The organism is Cupriavidus sp. FW305-27, from assembly GCF_058787995.1.
Genome location: NZ_JBYTAG010000013.1, coordinates 1 through 24,520, shown reverse-complemented (window position 1 = coordinate 24,520; position 24,520 = coordinate 1). Strand labels below are relative to the sequence as shown.

Genomic DNA, 24,520 nt, shown 5'->3' with positions numbered 1-24,520 from the left:
GCAATATGCAGCAACGCAAGACATACAACAGGCCGCCGCGCCGGCGGCAATGGCTGGCCGGCACGGCGCTGGCCGCTGCGCTGGCGGCGTGCGTGCCGTGGCAGGCGGCGCAAGCCGCCGGCTGCGCCAATGTGCGCATCGTGGTGCCGTTCCCGGCCGGCGGCCCGGCAGACCAGCTCGCGCGCACGCTGGCGCACGGGCTGCAGCAGCGGCGCGGCACGCCGTTCGTGGTAGACAACAAGCCTGGCGCCAACGGCAATATCGGCATCGACACGGTGCGGCGCGCGCCGGGCGACGGCTGCACGCTGCTGGTGGCCCCGGCCGGCAACCTGACCATCAACCCCACGCTGATGCCGGCGCTGAGCTACAACGTCGAGCGTGATTTCCGGCCGGTGTCGCTGCTGGCGGGCTCGCCCAACGTGCTGGCGGTGCATCCGTCAGTAAAGGCGAATTCCGTGCAGGACCTGGTCAGGCTGGCACAGCAGGCAGAGAAGTCCGGCAAGCCGCTGGGCTACGCCAGCCCGGGCGTCGGCAGCGGCCTGCACCTGGCCGGCGAGCTGTTCCGCAACAAGGCCGGCATCACGCTGCTGCACGTGCCCTACAAAGGCACCACGCAGGCGCTCAACGACGTGGTGGGCGGACAGGTGCCGATGCTGTTCGGCACGTGGCCGACGCTGGCGCCGTTTATCCAGTCCGGCGCGCTGCGCGCGCTGGCGGTGACGCAGTCCAGGCGCTCGCCGGCCGCGCCGAACGTGCCGTCGCTGGCCGAGCAGGGCGTGCCCGGCATCGACGTCAGTTCCTGGTATGCGCTGCTGGTGCCCAGGGCCACGCCGCAGCTGGCGGCCGATGCGCTCAGCGCCGACGTGCGCGCGCTGCTGGCCACGCCCCCGGTGCGGGCCGAGCTGCAGCGCCAGGGCATGGAGCCGGTGGGCAGCACGGCGCAGGCGCTCGAGGCCCGCATCCGCGAGGAAACCGCGGCGTGGGCGAAGCTGATCAAGGCGTACGGGATTACCGCGGAGTAGCGGCGCTGCGGTATCCCATCAGGCCCGACAGGTCGCGCGCGGCCTGCCTGACTTCCTTCTCCACGCGCTCGCGCAGCGCGCCATCGGCTTCAAAGCGCTGCTGCGGTCCCGCCACGCTGATCGCGGCGATCACGTCGCCGTCGGCGCCGCGCACCGGTGCCGCGCAGGAATCGATGCCCGGTTCATAGGCGGAAAAGCTCCAGGCGCAGCCGCGTTCGCGATCGGCGGCAAGGATATCAGCCAGCCGCGCGTGCGTGGCCGGGCTCTGGCCGGTGACCGTCGGCAGGGGATCGGATCCCAGCAGCTCGCGCAGCGTCTCCGGCGGCAGCTCGGCAATCAGCATCCGCCCCGGCGTGGTCAGGTGTGCGGCCACGCGGCTGCCGACCTGGATATTGCTGACCAGCGAGGCCGCGGGCATCTGCCGCAGCAGGTAGAGTGCATCGCCGCCATCGCGCACGGCCAGGTAGGCCGACAGCTGCAGCGATGCGCTCAGCCGGGCCAGCACGCGTGCGGCAAAGCTGGTCAGGTCATTGCTGGCCAGCACGCGCGAGGCCAGCTTCAGGAAGTTGAAGCCGACCTGGTGCCCGCCTTGCGGCAGGCGTTCCACCATGCCCTCATGCTCCAGTGTATCCAGCAGCCGCATCACGGTGACGCGGTTCACGTCGATGCGCCGGCCCACTTCGCTCAGGTTGGCGGTGGCGCCGCCCTCGGCGATGAAGCGCAGCAGGCGCAGGCCGCGGATCACCGGCGAGACCAGCTGGGCTTCGCGGGCGTCTTCGGTATCGCCATCGTCGGCAAGGTCAGGCTGTGGGCGGGATTTGGGCATGGTGGTGTCTGCTGTCAACGGAAAACGGCCGCGCAGGCGGCCGTGCTGGCGGAAACGATCGGCGCGGCTTCAGCCGAGGGCGACGTTCCAGGCGTCGTAATCGTACACCCAGTCGGCATTGCCGCCTTCCTTCAGCCAGGCATTGCCGCGCGAGCCGATCTGGATGCGGCTGGTGCGTTCGTGGCGCGCGGCCTGGTAGCGTGCCAGCGCGGCGGGCACGCCTGCGGCACCGCCGGGTGCGGCATCGGCAAGGCAGCGCGCCAGCACCACGCCGTCTTCAATCGCCATGCCGGCGCCTTGTGCCATGAACGGCATCATCGGGTGGCAGGCGTCGCCCATCAGCGTGACCGGGCCGGCGCACCATGCCGGCAGCGGGTCGCGCACGTACAGCGCGGAGATCAGCACCTCGTCGCAGGCATCGAGCAGTGCGCGCGCCTCGGGGTGGAAGCCGGCATAGGCGCTGCGCAGGTCTTGCACGCGGCCCGGCGTGGTCCAGGACTCATGGCGCCAGGCTTCCTGTGCGACGGTGGCGAAGATAAAGATGTCGCGGCCGCGGTTGAGCGGGAAGGTGACGATCTGTGTGGCGGCGTCGGGGCCCCACCATTTGGTGAAGGCGCCCAGGTTGGGCACGCCGGCGAGGCGCTCGGCGGGAACGACCGCGCGGTAGGCCACCACGCCGGTGAAGATCGGGCTTTCCTGGCCGAACAGGGCGGTGCGCACGGTCGAGTGGATGCCGTCGGCGCCGACCAGCACATCGACGCGCTCCTCTGCGCCACTGGCGAAGCGCAGCGTGGCGCTATCGGCATGCGGCTCGATCGCCACGGCCTTGTGGCCAAGGCGCACGCATTCGGCCGGCACGGCGGCTTCCAGTGCGGTCATCAGGTCGGCGCGGTGCATGGTCAGTTGCGGGGCGCCGTAGCGGCGCTCGGCGTCTTTCTGCATCGGCAGGCGGGAAGTTTCTTCGCCGGTGTCCCACGTGCGGCTGATGCGGTGGCTGGGGCGTGCGGCGGTTTCGCGCAGGGCGTCGCCGATGCCTAGCCCGTCGAGGACGCGCACGGCGTTGGGGGTCAGGTTGATGTCGGCGCCTACGCGGGCGAAGCGGGGGGCTTGTTCGTAGACGATTGCGTCCATGCCGAGCTTGCGCAGTGCGATGGCTGCGGCGAGGCCGCCGATGCCGGCGCCGTTGATTCCGATCTTGAGGGGCATTTAGTCTACCTGCTTGGTTGTGTTCAAAAATGAACTATATGTTCATAAAAATATATGAGCGCAGGTGTAGCCAGTCAATTAAGGGTGAACCCTAGGGAGTGGTTTTCAGTCCTTTGGTGGGGATGGAGTTGGGGCAATGCGGTCGGTTTGTGGCTTCTGGCAGCGTGGCTGTTTCGCCGGCGTGGCCGGCGAGTCACTTTTTGTCCGAGCGACAAAAAGTAACCAAAAAACGCGTCGCCTATGCGGCTGGCAATCAATTCCGCGGCGTTGGTGGTTCGAGCGGTGGTGCTTGCCGTTTGGGCGTGGGTGCCCGTTCGACCCTGCTACGCCATGTGAGTGTGGGGCAGTGCCTGCGTTAACCCACTATTGGACGATCCCCATGCAGGGTGTAGGCCGCCTGCTGCCGACCGTATCGCGGGGACGCCTACGGCTGCTGCGCAGGCTCAAAGTGCGCTGTCGGTTTTTTCTGCGTTTGCGCGGGGCGCAGCCGAAGGCGTTGATGCGATATCGCCAAGTCCCAAAAAAGCAGCCGCACACGGCGGCTGCTTTTGAAACCATGGCTGGAACAGAACCGTTCAAAGCCCCAACACAAGCTTGGCAATGATATTGCGCTGGATCTCGTTAGACCCCCCGTAGATCGACGCCTTGCGATAGTTGAAATAACGCGGCGCCAGCACGGCTGCATAATCCGGCCCGACACGCGGCGCGGCCTCGCGCCCTTGCAACGCAGCCCACGTATCCTGCACGAACGGCAACGCCGCCGGCCCCGCGGCTTCCACCGCGAGTTCGCTTGCTGCCTGCAGGGTTTCAGTGCCCGTGAGCTTCAGCATGCTCGACGCGGCCCCGATCGAGGTCCCGGATTCCACGCCTGAGAACACCCGCAACTCAACCGCTTCCAGCGCGGCAGCACGCAGGTGCAGCGCCGCCAGCTTGCGGCGGAAGGCGGGATCGTCCAGCAGGCGGGCACCGTCGTCGGCAGGCTGCTCCGCGGCAATCTCCGCGATCTTCGACAGTTGCTTGCGCAGCATCGGGCTATATGTACCGCCGCGCTCGAACTCCAGCAGGTACTTGGCATAGGTCCAGCCCTTGCCTTCCTCCCCGATGCGGTTTGCCACCGGCACGCGCACGTTCTCGAAGAAGACCTGGTTCACTTCCTGCTGGCCGGTCATGGGACCGTCCAGCGTCGGCAGCGCCGACACCGTGATGCCGGGCGTATGCATGTCGAGCAGCAGGAACGAAATCCCTTCCTGGCGCTTCGATTCGCGGCTGGTGCGCACCAGGCAGAACATCCAGTCGGCCCACTGCGCATGCGTGGTCCAGATCTTGGAGCCATTCAGGATGTAGTGCTCGCCGTCGCTGTCGGTGCCGTGGTCGGCGCGCATCTGCAGCGAGGCCAGGTCGGAGCCGGAGTTGGGTTCGGAATAGCCCTGGCACCACCACACGTCCGAGCTCAGGATCGGCGGCAGGAAGCGCTGCTTCTGCTCGGGCGTGCCGTACTTCATGATCACCGGCGCCACCATCTTCAGGCCCATTGGCGACACTGGCGGGCAGCCGGCGGCGGCCAGTTCCGACTGGAAGATAAAGCGCTCGGTCGGGGTCCAGCCCGGCCCGCCGTATTCCTTGGGCCAGTTCGGCGCGGCCCAGCCGCGCGCGTGCAGCGCCTTCTGCCAGCGCAGCTGCGCGGCCTTGTCGAGGTAGCCGTTCTTGGACTGCGCCATCATCGCGCGCAGGTCGGCGTCATAGGCCTGGGCGATCCAGGCGCGCACGTCTTCACGGAACTGCTGATCTTGCGGGGAGAAATCGAGATTCATCGACGGGCCTCGCTGGGTAATCGTCTGGGTTCGGGGATGCCGGCTTCAGGCCGCGGCCAGGGCGGGGTAGAGCAGGTCGGCGTAGCGGCGCAGGTGGTGCTCGGCCGAGCCCAGCTGCAGGTCGATCGCGGTGACGCGCTTGAAGTAGTGGCCCACGGCCAGCTCTTCGGTGACGCCCATGCCGCCGTGGATCTGCACCGCCGCCTGGCCGACAAAGGCACCGGCCTGGCCGGCCTGGATCTTGGCCGCGCACGCCGCCTGGGCGCGTGCCTGCGGCGCGCTGGCAGCCTGCATCGCCGCCACCTGGGTCAGCGCCACGGATTGCTCCAGCTGCACGTACATGTCGGCCATGCGGTGCTGCAGCACCTGGAAGGTGCCGATCGGCACGCCGAACTGCTTGCGCTGGCGCGCATAGTCGATGGTGTCGGCCAGCATGCGCGCCATCGCGCCATTGGCTTCGGCACAGAGCGCGACCATGGCTTCGTCGCACAGCTGTTCGATCAGGGCAAAGGCTTCGCCTTCCGCGCCGATGCGCTGGCTCGCCGGCACCTGCACGTTGTCGAGCAGCACCTCGGCAGCACGCAGGCCGTCGAAGGTCGGGTACTCGCGCAGCGTCACGCCCGGCGTGTCGCGCGCAATCCAGAACAGGCTGATGCCGTCCCGGTCGCGGCGCGCGCCGGAGGTGCGGGCGCTGACCACCAGGTGGGTGGCGAACGGCGCGCCGACCACGGCGTGCTTGTGCCCGCTCAGCTTGTAGCCGTTGCCCTGGCGCGTGGCGCCGGCCTGCACGTCGTGGCGGCAGTAGCGGCTGGCGGGTTCGGCGTGGGCCCAGGCGGCGGTGGCTTCGCCGCCGATGATGGCCGGCACCCACTGCGCGGCCAGCTCGGGGCTGCCGTGCATCAGCGCGCCCCCGCCCAGCACCACGGTGCCCAGGTAGGGCTCCAGCGCCAGGTGGCGGCCCAGTTGTTCCATCACGATCATGTGCTCGGCCGCGCCGCCGCCCAGGCCACCGAGCGCCTCGGGGTAGGCCGCGCCGAGAATGCCGAGCTCGCGGGCGAATGCGCGCCAGCAGTCCGGGCGCCAGCCCGCGGCGGACTGCACGGCAGCGCGGCGGGCTTCGAAATCATAGTGGTCGGCCAGGTAACGCGCGAGCGTGTCGCGCAGCATCGACTGTTCTTCGCTGAACTGGAAATCCACCTTGGCTCCTTCGGAATGGGGGTGAGGCGTGATTGCAGTAGTCTGGCGGGCATCATCCTGCCAGGCCGCCCGGTGGCGCATCGTCGCATCGGACGAAGCTGTTCCGGCGCGAACGCAGCCCTTTTTTGTGGCACTGCGGCAAAACGGTGGCGGTGCCGCTTCGTCGCTTCCGACGATGGTTGAACCGGCTGGGGTTCCGAGAATGCGGTACCGGCATCCGCCAACACACCGACACCCTCGAGGAGTCCAACGCCATGCATCCGCACATCCACGCGCAGCGCACACCCGAAAAACCAGCCGTCATCATGGGTGGCAGCGGCGCAGTCGTCACCTACCGCGAACTGGACGAACGCTCGAACCAGGTCGCCCACCTGTTCCGCAGCCAGGGACTGCAGCCCGGTGACCGCGTGGCGTTCATGGTCGAGAATCATCCGCGCCTGTTCGAACTGTGCTGGGGCGCGCAGCGCAGCGGCATTGTCTATGTCTGCCTGAGCACGCGGCTGAACGTGGCCGATGCCGCCCACATCATCAATGACAGCGGCGCCAGGCTGCTGGTCACCACGCACGCGCAGGCCGAGGTCGCGGCAGCCCTGGCCGGGCAGACGCCGGCCTTGCGCGGCAGGCTGATGCTGGACGGCACAATGCCGGGCTATGACGCGTACGAGACCGCGCTGGCGCGCTGCCCGGCAACGCGCATCGATGACGAAGTGACCGGCGGCGACATGCTGTATTCGTCCGGCACCACGGGCCGGCCCAAGGGAGTGTATGCGCCGCCATCAAGCCCGAATATCGACGATCCCACGACCCTGACCAGCCTGTGCCAGCGGCTCTATGGCTTCGATGCCGAGACGCGCTACCTGTCGCCCGCGCCGCTGTACCACGCGGCGCCGCTGCGCTACAACATGACCGTGCAGGCGCTGGGCGGGACCGCGGTGGTGATGGAGCATTTCGATGCCGAGCACTATCTGCAGCTGGTGCAGCAGCACCGCATCACGCATACGCAGCTGGTGCCGACGATGTTCTCGCGCATGCTCAAGCTGCCCGAGGCGCAGCGCCAGGCCTATGATGTGTCGTCGCTGCGCGTGGCGATCCACGCGGCCGCGCCGTGCCCGGTGCAGGTCAAGGAAGCCATGATCGCGTGGTGGGGGCCGGTGATCTGGGAGTACTACGCCGGGACGGAGGGCAACGGCGTGACCGTGGTCAGCACGCCGGAGTGGCTGGAGCGCAAGGGCACGGTGGGCCGGGCCATGGTCGGCAAGCTGCGCATCTGCGGGCCGGACGGCGCGCTGCTGCCGCCGGGCGAATCGGGCACGATCTACTTTGCCGAAGGCCGCGACTTTTCGTACCACAACGACGAGGCCAAGACCGCGGAGTCGCGCCACCCGCAGCAGCCGGACTGGAGCACCATCGGCGATGTCGGCTACGTGGATGCGGACGGCTACCTGTACCTGACCGACCGCAAGGCCAACATGATCATCTCCGGCGGCGTCAACATCTACCCGCAGGAGGCCGAGAACCTGCTGATGACGCATCCCAAGGTGATGGACGTGGCCGTGATCGGCGTGCCCAACGAGGACTTCGGCGAAGAGGTCAAGGCCGTGGTGCAGCCCGTCGACATGAGCCAGGCCGGTCCCGAGCTGGCCGCGGAACTGATCGCGTTCTGCCGCGCCAACCTGTCGGCCATCAAGTGCCCGCGCTCGGTCGACTTCGCGTCCGAGCTGCCGCGCCTGCCGACCGGTAAGCTGCTCAAGCGGCTGCTGCGCGACCGCTACTGGGGCGGCCACGCCAACAAGCTGGTGTAGGGCCGCCTGCCGCTGCCCGCATTTTCGCGAGTGCGGCGGTTTACGTCATAATCCTCCGTTACATCACAGCCACGGCCCGCCTGCCTGCATCCGCAGCGCGGGCGGGCGCATCGCGCGGCCTGCAACGGCAGCGATGTGCGGGAGACGACAACAGCCAATGGCAAGTATCGAGGAGACCGGACGGCGCGCGCCGCCGCCCGCCGGCGCCGCATCGCTGGCGGCCAAACTGCGTCCGCCGCTGCTGACCCCGTTCCAGGTCGAGCGCGCGGCGATCTGCGAGACCGTGTGCGCGGCCGGTTTCGTCAAGCTTGTGCTGGTGCGTGCACCGGCGGGCTTCGGCAAGACCACGGCCATGCTCCAGTGTCGCGCGCGCCTGGAGGCCGCGGGCGGGCGCACCGCCTGGCTGACGCTGGATCGGTCGGACAATGATGCCTCGCGCTTTCTGGGGTCGGTCGAAGCTGCCATCGCGCAGGGCCTGGGCGGCGGCGGCCCCGGCCGGTCCGCGCACGCGACGCTGGCACAGGATCCCGGCGAGCAGGCGCTCGCGCTGATCGACCGCCTGGCCAGCCATAACGGCGCCTTCACGCTGTTCCTCGATGATTTCGAAGCGATCCAGAACGCCGCCGTGACCGGGCTGGTCTGGCAACTGGTGGAAAGCCTGCCGCCCGGCTGCCGCGTGGTGATCGGCACGCGCTGGGTTCCGGAATCCGGCCTGGGCCGCCTGCGCGCGCGCGGCGAGCTGCTTGAGATCGAACCCGCGCAGCTGCGTTTTTCCGCCAGCGAAACTGCATCCTTCCTGCGCCGTGCGCGCGGGCTGAAGCTGGAGCAGGCGGCCATCAGCGTGCTGCACCGGCGTACCGAGGGCTGGGCCACGGCATTGTGGCTGGCGTCAGTCGCGCTGGAGCGGCGCAGCCAGCCAGAGGGTTTTATCGCCGGCTTCTCCGGCTCCAACGCGGCGATTGCCGACTACCTGGTCGAAGACGTATTCCTGCACCTGCCCGAGGCGGTGCGCGACTTCCTGCTGCGCACCTCGATCCTGGACCAGTTGTGCGGACCGCTGTGCGACGCCGTGTGCAAGCCCGCGACAGCTGGCAGCAGCGACGAGATCCTGGCCTGGCTGGAGCGCGCCAACCTGTTCCTGCTGCCGCTGGAGAGCGAACGCTATGGCGAGCGTGGCTCCGGTGCGGCATCGGAGCAGTGGTACCGCTATCACAGCCTCTTTTCCGGCTTCCTGCGCGGCCAGCTGGCGCAGGCCATGCCTGACGCCGTGCCGCAGCTGCACCTGTCGGCATCGCGCTGGTATGAGTCGCAGGGGCGCCCGGTGCCCGCCATCGAGCATGCCTTCGCGGCCGGTGCGCTGGCGCGCGCGCTGCCGTTGCTGGACGGCGCCGCGGACGACCTGCTGGCGCAGGGCCGCATGCGCCTGCTGACGCGCTGGCTGGAGGCGGTGCCGGCGGAAGAACTGGCGCGCTGGCCCAAGCTGCAGATCGCGCGCGTGTGGGCGGTGTCGTTCACGCGCGGCCCGGCCGAAGCCATCGCCCTGCTGCAGCAGATCCCCACCGAGGGCGCGGCCGGCGACCTGCTGGCGCATATCCGCGCGCTGCGCCACATGCTGCTGAACATGATGGACCGCTTCGACGATGCGCGCGCCTTCGCCCGCAATGAGCTGCCGCCGTTGCCGATGGGCTATGCCTTCCCCGATGCGATCCTGGGCACGTCGATGGCACGCCTGGCTGCGGTCGCCGGCGACTACCCGGAGGCGCGCCGGCTGCTGCAGGTGGCACGGCACGCGGTGCGAGGCTCGGACAGCAATTTCAACAAGATTTTCTCGGAATCGGTCGAAGGGCTGATCGACCTGCGCCAGGGGCGGCTGCAGCAGGCGCTGGCGCGGTTTCGCATCGCCGCCAGCACGATGCTGCCGAACCGCTTCGGGCCCACCAACGGCAATGCCATGGCCGGCATCCTGCTGGCCGAAGGCCTGTACGAGAGCGGTGATTCCGAGCGCGCCAGCCGATTGCTCAACGTCTACCTGCCGCTGTCGCGCGACCTCGGGCTGCCTGACCAGATCATCACCGGGCACACGGTGCTGGCCCGCATTGCCTTCGAGCGCGGCGAAGCCGACCAGGCGCATGAATGGCTGGCGCAACTGGAAGCGCTGGGGCACCACCGCGGGCTGACGCGGCTGGTGATGGCGGCAATGCTGGAGCGCGCACGGCTGGCACTGCGCCAGGGCAATGTTCACGCGGCGCAGGAGGCGATCGAACGCGCCGCCGATCCGGCGCTGTGGCGCACGCGGCCCGGGGTCAGCTCCTTTGCCAGCGATGTCGAGGACATCACCCTTGGCCGGCTGCGGCTGGACCTGTATGCGCGCCCGGGCACGCCGGTGCGCGAGGTCATCGAGCGCGAGCTGGCGGCTGCCGCCGGCAACCAGCTGATGCGCCGCGCGCTCAAGCTGCGCATCCTGCTGGCGCAGGCGTGCCAGCGCACCGGCGACGGCGCGCACGCGCTGGTGGTGATGGGCGAGGCGCTGCGTTTCGGCGCTGCCGAAGGCTTTGTCCGCATCTTTGCCGACGAGGGCGACGATGTGCGCAGGCTGGTGGCCGATGCCTGCTCGCGCCAGTCGGCCAGCCTGCCTGCCCCCTATGTGGAAAGGCTGCTGCAGGCCTGCGGCCAGGCCGGGAGCGAGCAGGCCGCCGGTACCGGCCGGCCGGCGCCGGCGGCGCTGGTGGAGCCGCTGACGCCCAAGGAGCAGAAGGTGCTGCAACTGCTGGCCGAGGGCTATTCCAATGTGGCCATGGCCGAGCGCCTGTTCGTGTCCGAAACCACGGTGCGCACGCACCTGCGCAATATCAGCGCCAAGCTGCACGCCAGCAACCGCACCCAGGCGGTGGCCATTGCACGCCAGCTCGGGCTGCTCTGAGGCCGCGCGCGCAGGTCAGCCCGCGCGCGCTTGCGGCTCAGATGCCCATGAACTCCGTGAATTCCTCCAGCGGTGCGCGCACGGAACGCAGCTGGTTGGCGGGCGCCTCGGGGTCTTCGTAGCCGATCGCCATGCCGGTGAACAGCATCCGTTCGGCCGGCAGCGACAGGAACTTGCCGAGGGTCTGCGGGTACATCGCCCAGCATTCCTGCGCGCAGCTGTCCAGCCCTTCTTCACGCAGCAGCAGCATCACCGTCTGCAGGTACATGCCCAGGTCCGACCATTGCGGCGGGCCCATGCGGCGGTCCACGGTGCAGAACAGCGCCAGCGGCGCGCCGAAGAAGGTGAAGTTGTTGGCAAACTGCGCCAGCCGCCGCGCCTTGTCCTCGCGCGGGATGCCGAGGTAGTGGTAGAGCGCCTCGCCCACCTGGAAGCGGCGGTCGCGGTAGGGCGAGACCAGCTCGCGCGGGTAGATGTCGTACTCGCGCTCTTCACCCGCGGGCGCCTGGGCGATGCGCTTGCGCATGATGGCGCGCAGCCCCTCCAGGGCCTCGCCGCCGATGACATGGATATGCCAGGGCTGCAGGTTGCCCCCCGAGGGGGCGCGCGCGGCGGCGTCGAGCACGCGGCGGATGGTGTCGGGCGCAACGGCCCGGGGCAGGAAGCCGCGGACGGACTTGCGACTGGCGACGGCTTGGCTGACTTTCATGCGAATTCCGGAAAAGTTGATCGACGGGCGCGCTTCAGATGAAGGGCGGCTCGCTGGTCCAGTCGAAGAAGTCCGGCATGTCGTGCGACACGGTTTCCGGGAAGGCGGCGGGACGCTTCTCCAGGAAGGCGCTGACGCCTTCCTTGACGTCGGCGGAGCGCCCGCGCGACTGGATCGCGCGGCTGTCGAGCTTGTGCGCTTCCATCGGGTGGCTGGCGCCGGCCATGCGCCAGATCAGCTGGCGCGAGATCGCTACCGAAACCGGCGCGGCATTGGCGGCGATCTCGCGGGCAATGGCCTGGGCGGCAGGCAGCAGGTCTTCCGGCGCGTGCAGCGAGCGCACCAGGCCGCGCTCATGCGCTTCCTGGGCCGAGAACACGCGGCCGGTATAGCACCATTCCAGCGCGGTCGAGATGCCGACCACGCGCGACAGGAACCACGACGACGCCGCTTCGGGCGTGATGCCCCGGCGCGCAAAGACAAAGCCGAACTTGGCGTCGGTCGACGCCAGCCGGATATCCATCGGCAGCTGCATGGTCACGCCCACGCCGACCGCGGCGCCGTTGACCGCGGCGATCACCGGCTTGAGGCTGCGGAAGATGCGCAGCGACACGCGCCCGCCACCGTCGCGGTGCGCGCTGTCGGGGCTGGCGCCATAACGCTTCTCGAAGTCGAAGGTGGAGCTGCCGCCGGACAGGTCGGCGCCGGCGCAGAAGGCGCGGCCCGAGCCCGTGACGATCACGGCACGCACGTTGTCGTCGGCATCGGTGGCGTCGAACGCGGCGATCAGTTCATGCATCATCTGCGCGGTGAACGCATTGAGCTGGTCCGGGCGGTGCAGGGTGATGGTGGCGACACCGTCTGCAACGGCGTAGCGCAGGGTTTCGAACGAAGGCGTGGCTTGCGTCATGGGGGGCTCCTGCCGGGATGCTGCGAATATGGGAGGAAGTGTGCCGGGGCGGGGCGCCGGCACGGGGCTCGGTCAACACTAGTGCAGAATGCGCCGCCCGCAATCGTCGCTTCCGACGAGGCTCGGAATCGGCACCTGGCCGTAGACTGACCCCGATCAAGCGGCAGGGCCGGCACTACCGCGCGCCTGCCGGCGCAGACAGCAAAGGGACAACCATGAAGACACGAATCACCGAACTGCTTGGCATCCGCTACCCGATTATCCAGGGTGGCATGCAATGGGTTGGCTACGCCGAGATGGCCTCCGCCGTTTCCAACGCCGGCGGGCTGGGCATCCTCACGGCGCTGACGCAACCCACGCCCGAGGCGCTGGCCGAAGAGATCCGCCGCTGCCGCGAGATGACCGACAAGCCGTTCGGCGTGAACCTGACCCTGCTGCCGTCGATCAACCCGCCGCCGTACGCGCGCTACCTCGACGTCATCATCGAAAGCGGCATCAAGGTGCTGGAAACCGCCGGCAACAACCCCAAGGAACATATCGCGCGCGCCAAGGCCGCCGGCATCAAGGTGATCCACAAGTGCGTGGCGGTGCGCCATGCGCTGTCGGCCGAGCGCCTGGGCGTGGACGCGGTGTCGATCGACGGCTTCGAGTGCGCCGGCCACCCCGGCGAGGACGACGTGCCCGGCATGGTGCTGATCCCGCAGGCGGTGCGCAAGCTGTCGATCCCGGTGATCGCCTCCGGCGGCATCGCCGACGGACGCGGCATGGCGGCGGCACTGGTGCTGGGCGCCGAGGGCGTCAACATGGGCACGCGCTTCTGCGCCACGCGCGAGGCGCCGATCCACGACAACGTCAAGAAGGCGCTGGTGCAGGCCAGCGAGCGCGATACCAACCTGATCTTCCGCACGCTGCACAACACCGCGCGCGTGCTCAAGAACGCCGTGTCGGACGAGGTGGTGAGCATTGAACGCCGCCCGGGCGGCGCGCAGTTCGAGGACGTCAAGCACCTGGTCGCCGGCGTGCGCGGCAAGGCGGCGCTCAAGGCGGGCGAGACCGACAGTGGCATCATCAGCGCCGGCCAGTGCGTGGGCCTGATCGACGACGTGCCCAGCTGCGAAGAACTGATCACGCGCATGGTGGCCGATTGCCGAGAGCACCTCAGCGTGGCCTCGCGCTTCTTTGCCTGACGCCATGGCCGAGGCTGAAATCGAGCGGGCGATGACCCAGGCCATCGCCGCGCCGGGCGAAGCTGCCGGCGGGGACGTGCCGGAGGGCTTCGTCCCGCTGCGCAGCATGAGCGGCTACATGGCAGGTTTCGGCCAGCTCTACCTGCATGCGGAGCGCCGCACGCTGGCGGTGCGCATCGACGAGAGTCACCTGAATAACCTGGGCATCCCGCACGGCGGCATGCTGGCGACGCTGGCCGATACCGCCATCGGCATGATGATGTCGCTGGAAACCGGGCGCTCCAAAAGCGCGGTGACCGTCAACCTGAGCCTGGACTACCTGGATTCCGCGCGCCTGGGCGACTGGGTCGAGGCCCGCGTGGAGTTCGACAAGCTCGGCTCGCGCCTGCGCTATGGCACCTGCCGGCTGGTCAGTGGCGAGCGCTGCCTGCTGCGCGCGACCGCAATCTTTGCAGTGCTGGCGCCGCGCACCTGAGGCCTGCGGCAAACTTCGTCGCTTCCGACGACGCTTGCCACCACCCGCGGCGCAACAATGCAAAGCGACACTGCCGGCGCCAGATGCCGGCACTCCGGACAACACCATGGCTGCCCCGGCAGCCTGCACCGAACCAAGGAGATCACATGGCAGAGGCATATATCGTCGCGGCGGTCCGTACCGCCGGCGGCCGCAAGGGCGGCAAGCTGTCGGGCTGGCATCCGGCCGACCTGGCCGCACAGGTGCTGGACGCACTGGTGGAACGCACCGGCGCCGACCCGGCGCTGGTCGAAGACGTCATCATGGGCTGCGTGAGCCAGGTCGGCGAGCAGGCCGGCAACGTGGCGCGCAATGCCATCCTGGCCTCGCGCCTGCCTGAAAGCGTGCCCGGCACCTCGGTGGACCGCCAGTGCGGTTCGTCGCAGCAGGCACTGCACTTTGCCGCGCAGGCAGTGATGTCGGGCGCGATGGACATCGTCATCGCCGCCGGCGTGGAAAGCATGACGCGCGTGCCGATGGGCCTGTCGTCGCAGCTGCCGGCCAAGAACGGTTTCGGTGTGCCCAAGAGCCCCGGCATCGAGGCGCGCTATCCCGGCGTGCAGTTCAGCCAGTTCACCGGCGCCGAAATGATTGCGCGCAAGTACGACCTGTCGCGCGAGCAGCTGGATGCCTACGCCCTGCAGAGCCACCAGCGCGCCATCGCCGCCACCAAGTCGGGCCGCTTCACCGCCGAAATCCTGCCGGTGGAAGTGCGCACGGCCGACGGTGCCAACGGTGAAATGCACACCACTGACGAAGGCATCCGCTATGACGCCACGCTGGAAAGCATCGGCAGCGTCAAGCTGATCGCCGAAGGCGGCCGCGTGACTGCCGCTTCCGCCAGCCAGATCTGCGACGGCGCCGCCGGCCTGATGGTGGTCAACGAGGCCGGACTGAAGAAGCTTGGCGTCAAGCCGCTGGCGCGCGTGCACGCCATGACGGTGATCGGCCATGATCCGGTCGTGATGCTGGAAGCGCCGCTGCCGGCCACGGAAGTCGCGCTGAAGAAGGCGGGCCTGCGCATCGGCGATATCGACCTGTTCGAAGTCAACGAAGCCTTCGCCCCGGTGCCGCTGGCCTGGCTGAAGGCCACCGGCGCCGATCCGGCGCGCCTGAACGTGCATGGCGGCGCGATCGCGCTGGGCCATCCGCTGGGCGGCTCGGGCGCCAAGCTGATGACCACGCTGGTACATGCGCTGCATACGCACGGCAAGCGCTACGGCCTGCAGACGATGTGCGAAGGCGGCGGGCTGGCCAACGTGACCATCGTCGAGCGCCTGTAAAGCTGTGAGAGTCGCTGCGTGCCGCACAGGCACGCAGCGCATGGATCGCCGCAGCAAGGAGTAGTAAAGGGAGAAGGACCGGCGGCGCGGGCATGTCAGAGTGCCCGCGCCAGCAGCCGGAAAAGGGGGCCGCGATTTTCGCGGCTTTTCTTGTTTGCGGTGTGTCGCGCGCGTCAGGCGAACGTCACTGCGCTGCGCCGGTCGGCGCGTTCCAGGTGCGGCACGTTGTTGAAGCTCAGCAGCCGCTGCACGCCGCGGCCGACGATGATCTCGCAGAACGCCGTATTGCGGAATTGCAGGTTCATCTCGATGGCGGCCTGTGCAGGTGCGCCAAGCAGGTCGGCCGTGGCGCGGCCGATGGCGCCACCGGAGCTCACCACCAGGATGGCATCCTCGCGCGTCATGCCTTCGCTTGCGTGCGCCAGGGCGCCGGTAATGCGGGCGCCGAAATCGGCCCAGCTCTCGGGCATCTCGGCCAGCCCGTCCTGGGTCCATGCGGCGTAGGCCGCGCGGAAGGTGCGCCAGTAGTCGTTGTAGTCGCCGTTCTGGTGCGCGCGGTGGTCGGCGCCGCCGGTGTGGCAACGGTACAGCGCCTCGCCGTCGTATTCGTTCAGGCCCGCGTGCGAGACGATCGCTGTCTGCGGCTGACCCATGCCGGCCAGGATCTCGCTGGCGGTGTCCTGCTGGCGCACCAGCGTGCCGGACACCACGCGGCTGAAGCTGACGCCGCGCTCCTGGAAATACTCGCCCAGCCAGCGCGCCTGCTGGCGGCCGGTCGGCGACAGGCAATCGTAGTTGGCGGCGCCAAACGAGGCTTGTCCGTGCCGGACGAGGAAAAGCGTGGCCATGAGCGGTCCCGGTAAACGTGAGGCGGATAGGGCTGCGCCCGGCGCGCCGTTTTGCGGCAGGCCGGGGGCGCCGGGCACGGCGCCCGGCGTGGGCACATTCTAGGGAGGTCCGGCGCGCCAGCCAAGCAAGCGCTGCGCAATTCATGGCAGCCATGGCCTGGCTGCATTACCGCGGGTGGCGCGGGCCGGTGGTGTGCTCAGGCCGGCTCTGCGCAGGGGACGCCGAGATAGCCGGCCATCAGGCGGTTGAGTTCCGGGATCATCTGTTCGTCGTCGAGGTGCAGTGGGCCGGAATCATTGAGCACGGCATTGACCAGCACGCTGAACACCGCCTGCATGGCAAAGCGCACGCGCACCTCGGCGGTGTCGGCAGGCATCGCCAGCCGCGGCACCAGCAACTGCACCATGCGCTCCACGATGGCTTCGCCGCTCTGGCGGTGGGGCACCCATTCCTCGGGCCGCGTGGACGCATGCCGCAGCGATGCCCGGATCACGCCGCGGTTGGCCAGCGTGCCGAGCACCATGAAGCGCGTGGCCTTTTCCAGCAGCACCGGTGTCGGCACGTCCTCCCAGCGCTCCTGCGCCAGGTAGCGCTCAGTCGACGCGGCGGTTTCTTCCATGACCAGCGCACGCAAGGCCTCGAAATAGGCCATCTTGTCGCGGAAGCGCCCATAGAAGGCACCCACCGATACCTGGCACGCCGCGGCGATCTGCGCCACGGAAACGGCGGCAAAGTCACGCGAGGCAAGCAGTTCGCGGCCCGCGCCCAGCAAGGCCTGTTCGGTCTCACGCGCACGGCGCTGGCGCGGCGGCTGCAGGATCGAGGGGGTATCGATACGGGGAAAGGAGGCGTTGGCGGTGAAGCCGGATTGGGTCGCTGACATTGGCACTCCGTATTCGAATTCTGATTCGAATTTGAAAATACCGGTGCGTGCCGCGACGCGTCAAGGATTTTGTCGGGTGGCAGCCCGGCGTGGCGGGTGGGTGGGCTGCGCCGGAGGTGGCGTTGCGGCGCGCATGTGCCGCTTGCCTCGGCGCGGGTCAGAGCGATCCGAACACGGTGCCCAGTCCGTAGGTGAAGGCTGCCGCCATGCCCCCGATCAGCACCTGCCGCAGCGCCGAGAACCATCCCGGGCGGCCATTGAACGACGAGGTGCCCCAGCCAACCAGGCCAAGGCCGGCCAGGCACGCGACGATGCTGCCGAACTGCGCCGATGGCCCTGCGGTCACGAGGAACGGCAGCAACGGCACCAGCGCACCGCTGCTGTACAGCACGAAGGAAATTACCGCCGCCTGCACCGGGTTGCCGCCGCGCTCCTGCGGGTTGATGCCCAGCACTTCGCGCGCAAAGGTGTCCAGGGCCGCGCGCGGGTTGCGCATGATCTCGTCGGCGGCACGCTCGGCATCGGCCGGCAGCACGCCCTTGCCCACAATCACCGTGACCAGCCGCTGTCGGGCCCGGGTGGCATCATGCGCGAGCTCGTGCGCCATGTCGCGCAGGCGCTTGTTGTTCATCTCGCGACTGTTGGTCACCGACAGCCATTCGCCCAGCGCCATCGAGCAAGCGCCCGCCGCCAGGCCCGCCAGCCCGGCCAGGATGACGGCCTCGCGCGAGGCCGCCGCGCCCTCCAGGCCCATCACCAGGCAGAAGCTGGACACCAGCCCGTCGTTGACGCCCAGCACGGCTGCGCGCAAGGCGTTGCCGCTCGGTCGATGGAGCAGGCGCCGTACGCGGGTGCCGAAGCCGGTTGGAGTGGGGGCGCTCGACAGGGGCATGGTCCTTTTGCGATGGAGCGTTGTCAGTTGAAGCGCGGGCCCAGGTCATCCCGCATCCATTCGATAAAGGCGCGCGTGCGTGCCGGCAACAGTCGCGCATGGGGATAGATCAGCGATAGCGGCCATGCCGGCTGCTCGAAATCCTGCAGCACGATGCGCAGTTTGCGTGCTTCGACCAGTTGCGCGACCTGGTAGGACAGGAAGTGGCCGAAGCCCGCGCCTTCGGCACAGGCAGCCACGGCGGGCGCGGTCTGGTTGAATTCCAGGTTGCCGCTGACCTGCACGTGGAACTCCCGGCCGTCCTCCTGGAAGGTCCACCAGTGCGCGTGGTTGCCGGTGAAGCGCACGCAGTTGGCGCTGGCCAGTTCCTCGGGATGGCGTGGCACGCCGTGCTTGCGCAGGTAGGCCGGCGTGGCCACCACCACGCGGCGGATGCTGCCGACGGTCTGCGCCACCAGCGTGGAATCAGCCAGCGGGCCGATGCGCACCCCCACGTCCAGGTCTTCTTCAAGCAGGTTCACCACGCGGTCGGTGAATTCCATGCGGCAGCGCACGCGCGGATAGCGCTGCACGAAACGCGTGACCGCCGGCGCCACATACATCTGGCCGAACAGCACCGAGGCGGTCAGCGTGAGCTGGCCGCTGGGTTCGACATGGCTGGCGGTCAGGCCGGCCTCGACCTCGTCGATGGTGGCCAGGATGCGCCGGCAGCTGTCCAGGTAGCTGCGCCCCTCGCCGGTCAGCGACAGCCGCCGCGTGGTGCGGTTGAGCAGCCGGACCTGCAACTCGGATTCCAGCGCCGCCAGCGTGCGCACCACCGCCGGCAACGAGGTATGCAGCGTCGTGGCGGCTGCCGTCAGGCTGCCCTCGTCGACGATCCGCACAAAGGTCTGCATCGCGCGTAGCTTGTCCATGGCGCCACACATTACTCCATTCTTTGGAGTAGTCAAATATCAATTGCCCTATTTATTGCAACGGCTTCGGCGCCCAGAATCCGGCTATCCCAACCGTTGAGGAGAGTGCCATGCAAGAAACCAATCGCCCCGCCAAGCCGCTGGTGCTGTACCGCTCGCCGGTGTCCGGCCACGCCCATCGCGCAGAACTGTTCCTGGGGCTGCTGGGCTTGCCCTGCCGGCTGGTGGACGTCGACCTGCGCGGCGGCGAGCAGCGCGGCGAGGCCTTCCTGCGCCTGAACCCGTTCGGCCAGGTGCCGGTGCTGGATGACGACGGCGTGGTCGTCGGCGATTCCAACGCCATCCTGGTCTACCTGGCCACGCGCTATGACGACGGCCGCTGGCTGCCGCGCGATCCGGTGGGCGCGGCGCGCGTGCAGCGCTGGCTATCGGTGGCCGCCGGCGACATTGCCTTCGGGCCGGCGGCGGCGCGCCTGGGCGTGCTGTTCGGCAGGCCGGTGGCGATGGACGATGCCATCGCCCGCGCGCAGCGGCTGTTCACGCTGATGGAAATCCTGCTCGCCGGGCAGCCGTTCCTGGCGGCCGACCATGCCACCATTGCTGACGTTGCCGCCTACAGCTATATCGCCCGCGCCGAGGAAGGCAACGTGCCGCTGGCGCCGTACCCCGCGCTGAACGACTGGCTGCGCCGCATCGAAGCCTTGCCCGGCTTCGTGCCGATGCTGGTGTCGAAGGTCGGCCTGGCGGCGTAGCGCCTGCCGGACCCGCGTATCGCCAATCGATCCGACAAGGAAAAGGAGCTAGTCATGGATCTGCCCACATGGCCGCACGCCGGCCTGCCATTCCACGCCGGCGAACTGGCCGCCCAGGAGCGCGCCGGCAAGCGCGAACGCATGGCCGCGTCCGGCCCGCGGGTAATCCGTGGCGAGATGCCGGAGCAGCACCGCACGTTCTTTGCGCAGCTGCCGTTCCTGCTGGTTGGCGCCGTCGATGCCGACGGGCAGCCCTGGGCCACGATGCTGGCCGGGACGCCGGGGTTTGCGCATACGCCTGATGCCACCCACCTGCGTATCGACGCCGTGCCGCTGCCCGGCGACCCGGCGGCCCCGGCGCTGGCGCAGGGCGCGCGCATCGGCCTGCTCGGGATCGAGCTGCCTACGCGCCGGCGCAACCGCCTGAACGGGGTCATCGTGGCGCGCGACGAGGGCGGGATGACAGTCGAGGTCGAGCAGAGCTTTGGCAACTGCCCGCGCTATATCCAGTTGCGCGACGTGAGCCTGGCCGAGCCGGCGCCCGCGCCGCCCGCCTGGCACGGCGACGCGCTGGATGAGCAGGCGGTGGCCTGGCTGCGCGGCGCCGATACCCTGTTCATCGCCACCAGCCACACCGCATCTCCGCAGGACGAGGGCGAGCACACCGGAGGCGCCGATGTCTCGCACCGCGGCGGCAAGCCTGGCTTTATCCGCGTCGACGAGGCCGGCACGCTGACGTTCCCGGACTTCAACGGCAACAACTTCTTCAATACGGTCGGCAACCTGCTGGCCAATCCGCAAGCCGGGATCGTGGTGCCGGATTTTGCCGATGGCTCGCTGCTGCATGTGGGCGGGCGCGCCGAGGTGATCTGGGAGGGCGATGAACTGGCGTCATACGCCGGCGCCGAACGGCTGGTGCGGCTGCATGTCGAGCGCGTGGTGCGGCGTGCGGCGGTATTGCCGCTGCGCTTCGGTTTTCGCGAATACTCGCCGGTGTTGGCGGACACGGGCGCGTGGCCGGTGCGTTGAGTCCGGTAGTCCGGGAGATTGTCATAAAAATGACATCATAAAGTCACAAAAGAGTCACAATGGCGGCTGGCGACTGTTCGTAGCACCCGGAACCAGGGCGCTGGCGGGCAGCCCTGTATCAAGGAGAAATCAACCGTGGACAAGACGAAGAACAAGCCGCAAGCCCGCCGGGACATCCTGAGACACGCACTGCTGGCCCTGGCCGCCGCGCCGCTGGCACTGGCGGCGGGGACCGCGCAAGCGGCCTGGCCGGAAAAGCCGATCCGGCTGGTGGTGGCATTCCCGCCCGGCGGCCCGGTCGACACGCACGCGCGCCTGCTGGCCGAAAAGCTGCAGCCGATCCTGGGCCAGACCATCGTGATCGACTACAAGGCCGGCGCCGCCGGCAATATCGGCTCGGACAACGTCGCCAAGTCCGCGCCCGACGGCTACACGCTGCTGCTGGCCAACACTGGGCAGATGGCCATCAACAACTCGCTCTATCCCAAGCTGCCCTACAGCATGCCGAAGGACTTCGCGCCGGTGGCACGCACGGCGCTGATCCCGCTGGTGATGGTGGTCAACAACAACGTGCCGGCGCGCGACCTGAAGGCGTTCATCAGCTATGCCAAGGCCAACCCGGGCAAGCTGAACTTTGCCTCGGGCGGCAATGGCGGCATCTCGCACCTGATGCCGGAAATGTTCAAGCAGGCTTCGGGCACGTTCATCGTCCATATCCCGTACAAGGGCAGCTCGCCGGCGCTGACCGACGTGATGGGCGGCCAGGCGCAGATGATGGCCGACTCGATCCCGCTGTTCACGCAGTACATCAAGGCAGGCAAGGTGCGTGCGCTGGCGGTGACGTCGCCGCAGCGCTCGCCCGCGCTGCCGGATGTGCCGACGATGCAGGAGGCCGGGCTGAAGGGCTTCGAGGTGGTTGGCTTCTACGGCATGCTGGCGCCGGCGGGCACGCCCAGGGAGGTGGTCTCACGCCTGTCCGGTGCCTTGCGCACGGTGCTGGCCGACCCCGACACCAAGGCGAAGCTCGAGCAGCAGGGTGCCGAGCCCGCATGGCAGTCGCCGGAGGCATTTGCCGCCACGATCACGGCGGAGCAGAAGCGCTGGGGGCAGGCAGTGAAGGCGTCGGGCGCAAGTATCGACTGAGCCCCGGGCGGGCACCCGCGGGTGCCGTGGCTCATGGCTCAGCTGCGGCCCCGATATTTCAGGCTTGCGCAGTGGCCGACGAGCGCGGTGATGCAGCAGGCATCGCCGCGCCATTCGCCGCCGATGACGATGCCGTCCTGGCCGGTCACCAGCTTGCGCTGGCATTGGCCCGGTACCGGCGTGCGCTCCATGCCGGCATCGCGCGGGCCGCTGCCCGGGGGGCGCGCGGGCGCAATCGAATCGTTCCAGACATAGGCCGTGCCGGAGGGCAGGACCTGCACCGATTGCGGCGGACCCCACTGGCGCTTCGCCTCATCGACGGGGACGTTTTTCCAGGAATCGAAGACGTCCTGCATGGCGCTGGCCTCCAGGCCGGCGCAGGCACCGGTGATGGCAGCCGCCCACAAGACGGCCAGGCTTGCACGCACGCTGACGGCGCCGCGGGCCGTTTCGGCCGGAAGGATTGGGTTGGCTGGCATGTAGGCTCCGCATCGGCGCAGCCGGCTGCAAGGGCCGGCCTGTGCAGGCTAGCGGAGCCGCGTGCCTCGCTGCAAGCGTGCTCTGCGCGATGACGCACAGAGCGTGGCCGGCTTCAGTCGGAGACCAGGCCCAGGGGTTGCTGTGCGGCAGCCGGTGGCGCCTTGCGGGCAGTCTGTCCGGCCGGGATGCGTGCCGGGCGTGGCGCCCGGGCGGGGGCCTCGGGGGCGGTCAGCGTGAACGGCCTGTGCACGGACAGCGGCACCGCCTGCGGCATCCATTGCGCCAGCCGCGGCGCGAGGATCTGGTATGTATCGAGGTCGAAATGCGCTGGTGCTGCCGCCAACGCCTGCGCTTCTTCCAGCGTGGCTGCGCAGCCCAGGTAGCACCAGTCGTCGGCGACATGCCACCAGGTGCGTCCGTCGTGCTGCTCGCGCCAGGCAGCCGGGCCATCGAAGGGCCAGGGCATCAGCGCGATCGGCGCCAGCGCGGCGGCCAGCCGGGCGCGGTGCGCGCCCGACGGCTCGGCGCCGACGCAGGCACCGGCGCAGCGATGGACCTGGCGCGCAAAGCAGGGGCTGCCACGGCGGGTGGTTTTCTCCAGCGACAGCGTGGCCAGGCACAGGCCGTGTTCCTGCGCCAGCGCGCGCAAGCGATCCTCTGCCGCGCCGCGGCTGCCGAACACGCCGAACAGGTCGCGATGCCGGCAGAAATCCGTATCTCGATCCGAGCGCAGGCGTGGCACCGGCAGCTGCTGCGGCAGTTCCCAGGCATAGAGCCGGGCATTGCGGCGCAGCAGCTGGTTGTGCACCGGCTGCATCGCCTTGACCAGCCGGGCTTCGAGCAGCAGCGCGCCGGTCTCGCCGCCGGTCTCGCGCCATTCCACACGGCGTACCAGCCGGGCCAGCCGCATATCCTTGCCGTACCGGTAGTCGCCGGAGAAGTGGGCGCCGATCCGTTGCCGCAGGTGCACGCTCTTGCCGATATAGAGTGGCACGTCCTGGTCGCCATAGAAGATATAGACACCGGGCGCCGCCGGCACGTCTTCCAGCGCGGTTTCGTCCAGGCCGGCCGGCAGGCTGGCCCGCCGCACCAGCGTGCGCACGGCCGATTCCACCAGGTCGACCGAATACGTGGCATGGATCTTCTGCCAGAACTGCCACAGCAGCTCGGCATCGGCCAGCGCGCGGTGGCGGCCCTTGGGCGTCAGGCCGAAGCGCGCGATCAGCGCATCCAGGCCGTGGCGTTCCACGGAGGGGAACAGCGAGCGCGACAGCCTTACCGTGCACAGCACGTCGGCCCGGAAGGTCACGCCGGCACGTCGGAAGGCGTTCTTCAGGAAGCCATAGTCGAAGCGCGCGTTGTGCGCCACGAACAAGCGGCCTTGCAGGCGTTCGGCAAGCGATTCCGCCAGTGACTCGAAGCTCGGCTGGCCGCGCACCATCTCTTCGGTAATGCCAGTCATGCGCTGGATGAACGGCGGGATCGACATGCCGGGGTCGAGCAGGGTGTCCCATTCAATGATGCCGTCCGGGCCGACTTCGACCACGCCGATCTCGGTAATGCGGTCGCGCTGGGCGTCCGCGCCGGTGGTCTCCAGGTCGACAAAGACAATAGGGCGCGACAGCGCCGCGGCGAGAGCTTGGGCGTCGAGCAGGCGCGCCCCGTCCGCTGGCAGGCGCGACGGCAGGTAGGTAGGCATGTCAGGCATTTGCCGATTCTAAGGCGGCGCTGATGGTGGCACGAAGAAGTTTTCAAAAACCCCTTGCCAACCCCGCTGCGGTCACTTAATATTCGCCCCCTCGCAACACAACGCAGCGCTGCAAAGCAGACGCAGCAAGGGTTGCGGGGTCGACCGGAAGGGTTGGCGCAGCGAAGTTGGCGCGCTGGCCGCAGCGAAAAAAGATGCTGAAACGGTTGACGAAACGAAGAAAGCTCTGCATAATCTTGTTTCTCTGCTGCAGACAACGCAGCGGCGCTGAACGGCAAAGCCGGCGGCGAAGTTCTTTAACAACCAAACAACCGATAAGTGTGGGCGCTGGGTAGCGGACGCCACTGTCTTCGGACAGTGTTGCTTCACAAGTTATACAGTGCTCGCACAGCAAAACGTGACTGGATCTTCGGATCTGGTCAGTCAGTTTTCTGAGAGTGAGCGACCGCTCGAAAGAGCGAGGACCTTCGGGTCCACACAGAG

General features: G+C 68.6%; 22 protein-coding genes. 9 read left to right on the top strand and 13 right to left on the bottom strand.

Translation table 11 applies throughout. The features are described from left to right. Positions 1–5 precede the first annotated feature (5 nt). On the top strand, positions 6–1,022 hold the full coding sequence (locus AC3WRI_RS08595) for a tripartite tricarboxylate transporter substrate binding protein (protein ID WP_010811670.1): 1,017 nt from the start codon (positions 6–8) through the stop codon (positions 1,020–1,022). Here the strand turns inward: AC3WRI_RS08595 and AC3WRI_RS08590 are convergent. The 4 genes from AC3WRI_RS08590 to AC3WRI_RS08575 form a co-directional block, all read right to left on the bottom strand. Then, on the bottom strand, positions 1,009–1,848 hold the full coding sequence (locus AC3WRI_RS08590; RefSeq protein ID WP_010811669.1) for an IclR family transcriptional regulator: 840 nt from the start codon (positions 1,846–1,848) through the stop codon (positions 1,009–1,011). The two genes, AC3WRI_RS08595 and AC3WRI_RS08590, sit on opposite strands and share 14 nt — an antisense overlap. A 69-nt stretch (positions 1,849–1,917) precedes the next feature. After that, positions 1,918–3,054 (bottom strand): FAD-dependent monooxygenase, encoded by a 1,137-nt coding sequence (locus AC3WRI_RS08585; RefSeq protein ID WP_011616783.1) that lies wholly within the window; start codon positions 3,052–3,054, stop codon positions 1,918–1,920. 575 nt (positions 3,055–3,629) lie between these two features. Next, on the bottom strand, positions 3,630–4,865 hold the full coding sequence (locus tag AC3WRI_RS08580; RefSeq protein ID WP_011616784.1) for an acyl-CoA dehydrogenase family protein: 1,236 nt from the start codon (positions 4,863–4,865) through the stop codon (positions 3,630–3,632). Positions 4,866–4,910: 45 nt separating this feature from the next. Next, on the bottom strand, positions 4,911–6,062 hold the full coding sequence (locus AC3WRI_RS08575; protein ID WP_010811666.1) for an acyl-CoA dehydrogenase family protein: 1,152 nt from the start codon (positions 6,060–6,062) through the stop codon (positions 4,911–4,913). A gap of 254 nt (positions 6,063–6,316) precedes the next feature. Here AC3WRI_RS08575 and AC3WRI_RS08570 point away from each other — a divergent pair, with 254 nt between their 5' ends. After that, complete coding sequence (locus AC3WRI_RS08570; RefSeq protein ID WP_011616785.1) at positions 6,317–7,864, top strand: AMP-binding protein; 1,548 nt, start codon at positions 6,317–6,319, stop codon at positions 7,862–7,864. Between the two features lie 157 nt (positions 7,865–8,021). Then, positions 8,022–10,784: a winged helix-turn-helix domain-containing protein gene (locus tag AC3WRI_RS08565; RefSeq protein ID WP_011616786.1), complete on the top strand. Its 2,763-nt coding sequence runs from the start codon at positions 8,022–8,024 to the stop codon at positions 10,782–10,784. 37 nt (positions 10,785–10,821) lie between these two features. Here the strand turns inward: AC3WRI_RS08565 and AC3WRI_RS08560 are convergent, their stop codons facing one another. Together AC3WRI_RS08560 and AC3WRI_RS08555 are read right to left on the bottom strand one after the other, a co-directional pair. Next, a complete protein-coding gene (locus tag AC3WRI_RS08560) occupies positions 10,822–11,493 on the bottom strand; it encodes a nitroreductase (protein WP_011616787.1) in 672 nt (223 codons plus the stop codon). A 34-nt stretch (positions 11,494–11,527) separates the two neighbouring features. Continuing rightward, positions 11,528–12,403, bottom strand: a complete 876-nt coding sequence (locus AC3WRI_RS08555) for a crotonase/enoyl-CoA hydratase family protein (RefSeq protein ID WP_010811662.1) — start codon at positions 12,401–12,403, stop codon at positions 11,528–11,530. A 215-nt stretch (positions 12,404–12,618) separates the two neighbouring features. On the opposite strand from AC3WRI_RS08555, the gene AC3WRI_RS08550 reads away from it, so the two are divergent. From AC3WRI_RS08550 to AC3WRI_RS08540, 3 genes are all read left to right on the top strand, one after another. Then, positions 12,619–13,590: an NAD(P)H-dependent flavin oxidoreductase gene (locus tag AC3WRI_RS08550; RefSeq protein WP_010811661.1), complete on the top strand. Its 972-nt coding sequence runs from the start codon at positions 12,619–12,621 to the stop codon at positions 13,588–13,590. 4 nt (positions 13,591–13,594) lie between these two features. Beyond that, entirely contained in the window at positions 13,595–14,065 is a 471-nt protein-coding gene (locus tag AC3WRI_RS08545; RefSeq protein WP_010811660.1) for a PaaI family thioesterase, read from the top strand. Between the two features lie 146 nt (positions 14,066–14,211). Further along, positions 14,212–15,387: an acetyl-CoA C-acetyltransferase gene (locus tag AC3WRI_RS08540; RefSeq protein WP_058697868.1), complete on the top strand. Its 1,176-nt coding sequence runs from the start codon at positions 14,212–14,214 to the stop codon at positions 15,385–15,387. Between the two features lie 173 nt (positions 15,388–15,560). On the opposite strand, the gene AC3WRI_RS08535 is transcribed toward AC3WRI_RS08540, so the two are convergent. The 4 genes from AC3WRI_RS08535 to AC3WRI_RS08520 form a co-directional block, all read right to left on the bottom strand. Then, on the bottom strand, positions 15,561–16,235 hold the full coding sequence (locus AC3WRI_RS08535; protein ID WP_010811658.1) for a histidine phosphatase family protein: 675 nt from the start codon (positions 16,233–16,235) through the stop codon (positions 15,561–15,563). 197 nt (positions 16,236–16,432) lie between these two features. Then, entirely contained in the window at positions 16,433–17,119 is a 687-nt protein-coding gene (locus AC3WRI_RS08530; protein WP_010811657.1) for a TetR/AcrR family transcriptional regulator, read from the bottom strand. Positions 17,120–17,276: 157 nt separating this feature from the next. Beyond that, positions 17,277–18,011: a VIT1/CCC1 transporter family protein gene (locus AC3WRI_RS08525; RefSeq protein WP_037024178.1), complete on the bottom strand. Its 735-nt coding sequence runs from the start codon at positions 18,009–18,011 to the stop codon at positions 17,277–17,279. Positions 18,012–18,034: 23 nt separating this feature from the next. After that, positions 18,035–18,937: a LysR family transcriptional regulator gene (locus AC3WRI_RS08520; RefSeq protein ID WP_081645122.1), complete on the bottom strand. Its 903-nt coding sequence runs from the start codon at positions 18,935–18,937 to the stop codon at positions 18,035–18,037. A gap of 98 nt (positions 18,938–19,035) precedes the next feature. On the opposite strand from AC3WRI_RS08520, the gene AC3WRI_RS08515 reads away from it, so the two are divergent. The 3 genes from AC3WRI_RS08515 to AC3WRI_RS08505 all read left to right on the top strand — a co-directional run bounded on the left by AC3WRI_RS08515 (position 19,036) and on the right by AC3WRI_RS08505 (position 21,849). Then, positions 19,036–19,677 carry a glutathione S-transferase family protein gene (locus tag AC3WRI_RS08515; RefSeq protein WP_492293118.1) on the top strand — a complete coding sequence of 214 codons (642 nt, stop codon included), beginning with the start codon at positions 19,036–19,038 and terminating at the stop codon, positions 19,675–19,677. 54 nt (positions 19,678–19,731) lie between these two features. Further along, positions 19,732–20,706 (top strand): pyridoxamine 5'-phosphate oxidase family protein, encoded by a 975-nt coding sequence (locus AC3WRI_RS08510; protein WP_492293116.1) that lies wholly within the window; start codon positions 19,732–19,734, stop codon positions 20,704–20,706. 135 nt (positions 20,707–20,841) lie between these two features. Then, complete coding sequence (locus AC3WRI_RS08505; RefSeq protein ID WP_010811652.1) at positions 20,842–21,849, top strand: Bug family tripartite tricarboxylate transporter substrate binding protein; 1,008 nt, start codon at positions 20,842–20,844, stop codon at positions 21,847–21,849. Between the two features lie 38 nt (positions 21,850–21,887). On the opposite strand, the gene AC3WRI_RS08500 is transcribed toward AC3WRI_RS08505, so the two are convergent. The 3 genes from AC3WRI_RS08500 to AC3WRI_RS08490 all read right to left on the bottom strand — a co-directional run. Then, positions 21,888–22,328, bottom strand: coding sequence for a hypothetical protein (locus tag AC3WRI_RS08500; protein WP_010811651.1), 441 nt, complete (start codon positions 22,326–22,328; stop codon positions 21,888–21,890). 113 nt (positions 22,329–22,441) lie between these two features. Then, complete coding sequence (locus tag AC3WRI_RS08495; RefSeq protein WP_492293115.1) at positions 22,442–24,037, bottom strand: exonuclease domain-containing protein; 1,596 nt, start codon at positions 24,035–24,037, stop codon at positions 22,442–22,444. A gap of 76 nt (positions 24,038–24,113) precedes the next feature. Next, a partial coding sequence (locus tag AC3WRI_RS08490; RefSeq protein WP_492293114.1) for a hypothetical protein occupies positions 24,114–24,520 on the bottom strand: 407 nt, incomplete at its 5' end.